Below are 6159 nucleotides of genomic sequence, written 5' to 3'. Positions count from 1 at the left end.
GCACTCTTGCTCTTTTTGCTCAAGTTGTTCAGTCAATTGAAGACACTTCTGTTCCCCTTGTGCAATAATATCTTTATATCCAACGCACTCTTGCTCTTTTTGCTCAAGTTGTTCAGTCAATTGAAGACACTTCTGTTCCCCTTGTGCAATAATATCTTTATGTCCAGCGCACTCTTGCTCTTTTTGCTCAAGTTGTTTAGTTAAATGCTTGTTCTGATAAATTGCCAATGCAAGCATTAAGCTTCCCCCACAACACACTATCATTGCCAAACCGAACAAAAAATCCACTGAGTATCCCGAATACCACAACTTCCCCATCAATATGATGCAGAAAATCATAACACCGCATCTTACACTCCCATATTTTTTCCCCCATTTCCACATGACCTTAATTGTAGCTATTCTGAAAGCTATTGCCAATTTTATGTCTTCTTCCATTCTTGCTCTCTTTTATTCTCACCAACATTTAACGCAGCTCTTTTATCGATCCCTCGATATTGTATCAATATGTATATATCTGATTTGAAAATAACTACATATTATATTTTAATAAAAATAATACACAAAATATAGATATTTTTATTGGTAAAATAAAACAATTTGTATTTAATTGTATTGCTCTTATGCTTTATGCACTTTAAAGAAAAGCCTTATAATTCTTAAAATGCACTCCCATAATATTGGTTCAAAGTACTCAAATGCCTAACACAGCAAAACATGGCTGCGTGCTCACCTTGTTTTGTAAAATTGATAAAAAGTGTCTCTCTACTCATTTATCGGCTCTTTTTTAGTAAATCGGCATCATCATACACTCTCCTAACCCCTAATGTTACTACAGCCCATAAAACTTGAGACGCTTCATGAAGAGGACTTATTCTTTCTAAAGTGTTTACCTCACGCAATCTTCCCTGTTTGGTATATGCAAGAGACATGGTTTTAACTGATTCAACATAACCAAATTTGAAATACGAAAATCCTATGGTATTCATGATCTCTCATGAAAAACAATGCGTTATCATTATAAATCAACGTGACAGTTCTGTTATGAAGAGAACTCCTTGCTCATCTTAATAGTCCATAGCGATTTAACTGGGTATTATTTTATATTCTGTACACAAATGAAGTATTTTTATAAAAATGCTTCATCTCAGGCAGAAAAAAGAACAGCCCGTTAAAAAAGAAAAACACCTTAAAGCTTGCCTTTCTTTTTTCCATGAGAGTTTCAAATTGATAAGCCTGTCTGAAAAGAGTGCTGTTTATGCCTTTAAAGATACTGCTCTTGTATCAAGATCACTTACTCAGATGAGAATTGCAGTTTAGCCAAATGCGCATAAACATTATTTTTTATAATGAGTTTTGTGTGTTCCTTCTTCCACAAGAGAGCCTTTATCCATCACGAGAATACGATCCGCTTTTAAAATTGTTGCAAAACGATGTGCAATGACCAAGGTTGTACGATTTTGCATCAACCCTTCTAAGGCATCTTGCACCAACTTTTCACTGTTTGCATCTAAAGAAAATGTTGTTTCATAAAGTAGTAATACTTTGATTTATAATAATAATTCATTGTCTTGTATGTTGAATGAGAATCTCGAATACCGTAGGATTCTCTCATTTCAAATCGGTTCCATGGTGAATCAATCAAAACTATGTTTCTTGCACGTACCAAGCGGGGAGAGTCCGCGTGAATAAAAAAACTATTAAGAAAAGATTTAAAATGCCTCTCATGAATTGTCTCAAGTGCTAAGGGCTGTAGCAACATCCACGAGTTGGCAAAGTGTGTGATAGTGCTGGCTTGCTTCTTCATAAGCGTAAATATGCAGGTGCACAATAGCTTTACCGTTATAGCATTCATGGATGCCGTCGCGAAATAAGCTTGGATGCTCTTTGAGAGATATATCTTTAAAATAAGCCTGTGAAACTGTAACAAAACGGCGTTCTGTTTTCCGTGAGGAACAAAATCCCATTAAAAAACGGAATAAACAAAAGTGTGAAGCAATAAGCAATCTCCATTATTTAAAAGATATTGCTCTGAGCTGGCAAAGTGTGTGATGGTGCTGGCTTGCAGTAAGAGGGCTGCATTTCTTAAAATCGCCTATGCAATACCAATGCGTTGTCTTTGCCCTCCAGAAAGCATGGTACTGCGTTCTCCTCCTTGCGTATCAAAGTCGTTTGGTAAAGCTTGAATAAATTCAAGTGCATTGTCCGCTTTAGCGGCAGCAAGAATTTCTTCTTCATGGGTATTTTCAATTCAAAAAAGATGAACTGTTTGCAATCGTTTTATCTGAGATTTTTATACGCTATGAGAAGAGGTGTATGCGTGTATTTCAAAATGATTTTTGAATTTAAAAAACGCAACCACTACGATTTATAAGGGTTTAAGACCTATCTTTTTTTGTTGGATGCGTTTTTGAATTAAATTTAAAGTGCACTCTTTGACAGGATAAAAAAACCATCGTTTGCAATCGTTTTGTTTAAAATTTTTGTACCCCATAAGAAGGAGGCTTTTACATGCCAATATTACCAAAACGATTTTTGAACTTAGAAAGACGACCACCACGGTCTACAAGTGTTTGGGATCCACCTGTCCATGCTGGATGCGTTCTTGGGTCAATATCTAGATTAAGGGTATCACCTTCTTTTCCCCAAGTGGAACGCGTCGTATATTGGGTTCCATCCGTCATTACAACGGTAATTTTGTGATAGTTGGGATGAATATTCGCTTTCATGCGTCAAACCTTTTGCGTTTATAGAATGAAAGAACACTTACTCATTTTTTTAAGTGCGCTTCCTTTGTCTTTTTGATACACTGATTTAAAGTATTTATTTCTATAGCTGAGCACGCATCAAAAAACAAGTGTTCAAGATACATCATTGTATCAAGTGTTATAAATCATTTAATAGAGTGAGCGAAATTTTATAATGTTACATTATCATTCAGAAAAATCTACGAAATCTTCCCATAAAAAATCTTCATTCTCTTCGCTTGCAATTTTTGTTCCTTATCTTTTGCGCTATCGTTGGTTGTTTATCTTTGCCTTTATTGCTTTGTCTGTTGCTGCTCTGATCACATTAGCTTTGCCAGTGGCTATCCGACAAATGTTTGATCATGGGTTTTCTACTTCAAGCCATGGACATATCAATTTTTACTTCGGAATTTTATTTATCTTAGCTTTGTTTCTCGCATTTGCTTCAGCTGGACGTTATTACTGTGTTATCACCTTGGGAGAACGGATTGTTGCCGATTTACGGCGTGATGTGTTTGTTCATATTATGAGACTCTCTCCTGCTTTTTTTGATCGGTCACATTCAGGAGAGATTGTTTCAAGGCTTCTAACCGATACAACACAAATAAAATTAGCCGTTGGTTCGACCGCCTCTACTGCTTTGCGTCAGTTGATTATCGTGATCGGAGCTGTCGTGATGATGGTGATCACCAATGCTAAATTATCTTTGCTGGTTCTGGCTGCTATTCCTATCGTGGCCATTCCCTTGGTGGTCTTTGGACGTAAAGTTCGCTCTCGTACACGTGCCGCGCAAGATCGTCTCGCAGATGCTAATGCTGTCGCTACAGAACAGGTAAGCGCTATTCGAACTGTACAAGCTTTTACCGCTGAAAAACTCGTTACAATACGTTTTTCACAATTGATAGAACGTGCTTTTCAAACAGCACGTGCTTCTGTAATCTTGCGCTCCTTTTTTACGGGGTTTGCAATTTTTTTGGTTTTTAGCAGTGTGGTTGCTGTTTTATGGATTGGATCGCGTGATGTTTTGAATGGAACGATGACAGGAGGGACCTTAGGACAATTTGTCCTTTATGCGGTTTTTGGAGCTTCTACTTTTGCGCAATTATCGGAACTGGGAGCAGAATTAATCCAAGCAGCAGGCGCTGCTGAACGGCTTGCCGAATTGTTACAAGAAAAACCTGCTATTGTAGCTCCTAAAAATGCTTTATCATTAGAGCAACCTGTTCGAGGTGAACTTGTTTTTGATCAGGTTGATTTTACCTATCCCTCTAGACCACAAGAGAAGGTTTTACGCTCACTTTCCTTTTCTATAAAAGCAGGTGAAACGGTTGCTTTTGTTGGGGCTTCCGGAGCAGGAAAAAGCAGCATTTTTTCTTTGATTCTTCGTTTTTATGATCCAATAAGTGGAACAATTCGGTTGGATGGCATGGAAATTAATCGCCTTTCTTTACAAGATTTACGCAGTGCAATTTCCTATGTTCCACAAGATGTCGCCATTTTTGATGGAACATTGCGCGATAATATTATTTTTGGAACTGAAAATACCCATGAAGAGGAAATCCTTGCTGCTGCTAAAGCGGCTAATGCACTTGAATTTATTCAAGCTTTACCAGATGGCTTGGATACGCAAGTAGGAGAACGCGGTACCATGCTTTCTGGGGGGCAAAAACAACGCATTGGTATTGCGCGGGCAATTTTAAGAAATGCACCCCTCTTGCTGCTTGATGAAGCAACATCTGCTTTGGATGCAAACAGTGAAAAGTTGGTGCAAGACGCCTTAGACGGGTTGATGCAAAATCGAACAACATTGGTCATTGCGCACCGTTTGGCAACAATTTTAAAAGCAGATCGTATTCTTGTAATGGATAAAGGCGCTCTTGTGGAAGAAGGAACCCATGCCGAACTTGTGGCAAAAAATGGCGTTTATGCCTATCTCGCAAAACTCCAATTTTCACCTGAGTGAGTGATCTTGATACAAGAGCAGTACTTGGGCAGCAGTACTTGGGCGTGAATACCGCGCTTTACAGGCAGAGGATTATTAATTTAAGGGCTCATGGAAAAAAGAGGGATAAGAATTAAGATGAAAAAGAGGAGCAAGAATTGAGGCAGTTTCTTTTTGAATTACAGGTTGTTCTTTTTTCTGCATAAGGTAGATCATTTTTATAAAAACGCTTCTATGTACAGAATATAAAACGATGCCAAGTTAATCTCTATGATTAAGGTGTATAAAGAACTCTCTTCATAATAAAACCGTCATGTTGTTTATTATAAAGATAATTTATTATTTTTCGTGAGAAATCCTAATACCATAGGATTTTCTTATGCTGAACTCTCATAGTGAATCAAACAAAATCTTTTGCTTGCACATCACAAGTGGGGTTGGTGTGTGGAGTGAAATTGTACAAGAAAGGAGCAAGAGCCTCTCTTGCCCCTTTAAGTTCCAAGAACTGTCACAACATTGGAGCGCTGACAAAAGAATATACGCTGGCAAAGATTAATAATGGTGCTCGCTTGCTTGAGTCCCTTATGCAGCTTACTTGATAGACTCTACCCTAAAAACTTACCCCACTCTTTAAAAAAAATTAATATGAAAAATTTTTCATGCCCTCTATCTCAGCGCTCTAAACAATAGTGTTTACCGAAAATCATGATAAGCTGTAATTTATAAATACGCTTCTCTCATCTGTAAAAGTATCCTTTTATTCTCTTTTAAAAAACGAACATTTTTTGAACATTGTTTGCAGATTCTTATTATTGAAAAAGAGCAAAGATTTTTTTAGCGTTTTTGGGTGTCTCTATAATTTTTGTGTGAGCGCGTATGAGCAACAGCTTTTGTAATAAACCCGCTTTTGGCAAAATTGTAAAATTTTATCAAATTTATTGTTTGTAAATATCACCACGACCACTGTTCTTCTCTTGCAGACACAACAACCTCAAAACACTTTCTCTTTGCTCACAAATCGTCTCTCCAACTCTCTCTTCCAGTCATAGCCTATAAAAGTAAGGATAGAGTGCTTTGATTGGACACCATCTTCTCATCCCCAAGACCCACAATCCCATCATTTATATTTACAGCCCTCATTTATAGCGCCTCCTGTTGTGCTTTAAGAAGGCATTTTAACGATGATAGGAACGTGTACAAAAGTATCTAGAGCAATATTTTTTAAATAATGGAGATTGCTTATTGCTTCACATTTTTGTTTATTCCGTTTTTTAATGGGATTTTGTTCCTCATGGAAAACAGAACGCCCTTTTGTTACAGTTTCATGGGCTTGTTTTAAAGATATATCTCTCAAAGAGTACCCAAGTCCATTTCGCGACGGTGTCCATGAATGCTATAACGGTAAAGCTATTGAGCACCTTCATCTTTACGTTTGTGAAGAAGAAAGACGGCACCATCACACTCTTTGGC

2 protein-coding genes and 4 pseudogenes are annotated in these 6159 nt (G+C 37.4%); 2 read left to right on the top strand and 4 right to left on the bottom strand.

Annotated elements, in window-relative coordinates:
* Together ACFIMU_RS03825 and ACFIMU_RS03820 are read right to left on the bottom strand one after the other, a co-directional pair.
* Nucleotides 1–438 (bottom strand): annotated as a pseudogene (locus tag ACFIMU_RS03825) (hypothetical protein); the annotation flags it as partial.
* 856 nt (nucleotides 439–1294) lie between these two features.
* A pseudogene (locus ACFIMU_RS03820) lies at nucleotides 1295–1544 on the bottom strand (ABC transporter); the annotation flags it as partial.
* Nucleotides 1545–1849: 305 nt separating this feature from the next.
* On the opposite strand from ACFIMU_RS03820, the pseudogene ACFIMU_RS03815 reads away from it, so the two are divergent.
* Nucleotides 1850–2034, top strand: a pseudogene (locus tag ACFIMU_RS03815) (integrase); the annotation flags it as partial.
* Nucleotides 2035–2507: 473 nt separating this feature from the next.
* Here ACFIMU_RS03815 and rpmE read toward each other — a convergent pair.
* Nucleotides 2508–2729 carry a 50S ribosomal protein L31 gene (gene rpmE / locus ACFIMU_RS03810; RefSeq protein ID WP_005774581.1) on the bottom strand — a complete coding sequence of 74 codons (222 nt, stop codon included), beginning with the start codon at nucleotides 2727–2729 and terminating at the stop codon, nucleotides 2508–2510.
* A gap of 190 nt (nucleotides 2730–2919) precedes the next feature.
* Between rpmE and ACFIMU_RS03805 the strand changes: the two genes are divergently transcribed.
* Entirely contained in the window at nucleotides 2920–4710 is a 1791-nt protein-coding gene (locus ACFIMU_RS03805; RefSeq protein ID WP_375615065.1) for an ABC transporter transmembrane domain-containing protein, read from the top strand.
* Between the two features lie 1177 nt (nucleotides 4711–5887).
* Here ACFIMU_RS03805 and ACFIMU_RS03800 read toward each other — a convergent pair.
* Nucleotides 5888–6147: pseudogene (locus tag ACFIMU_RS03800) on the bottom strand (integrase); the annotation flags it as partial.
* Between the last annotated feature and the right edge of the window lie 12 nt (nucleotides 6148–6159).

The organism is Bartonella sp. AC70YNML (genome assembly GCF_042196545.1).
Taxonomy (GTDB): Bacteria; Pseudomonadota; Alphaproteobacteria; order Rhizobiales; family Rhizobiaceae; genus Bartonella.
Note: the sequence above shows the minus strand (reverse complement) of the source record. Positions and strands in the feature narration are given on the sequence as shown.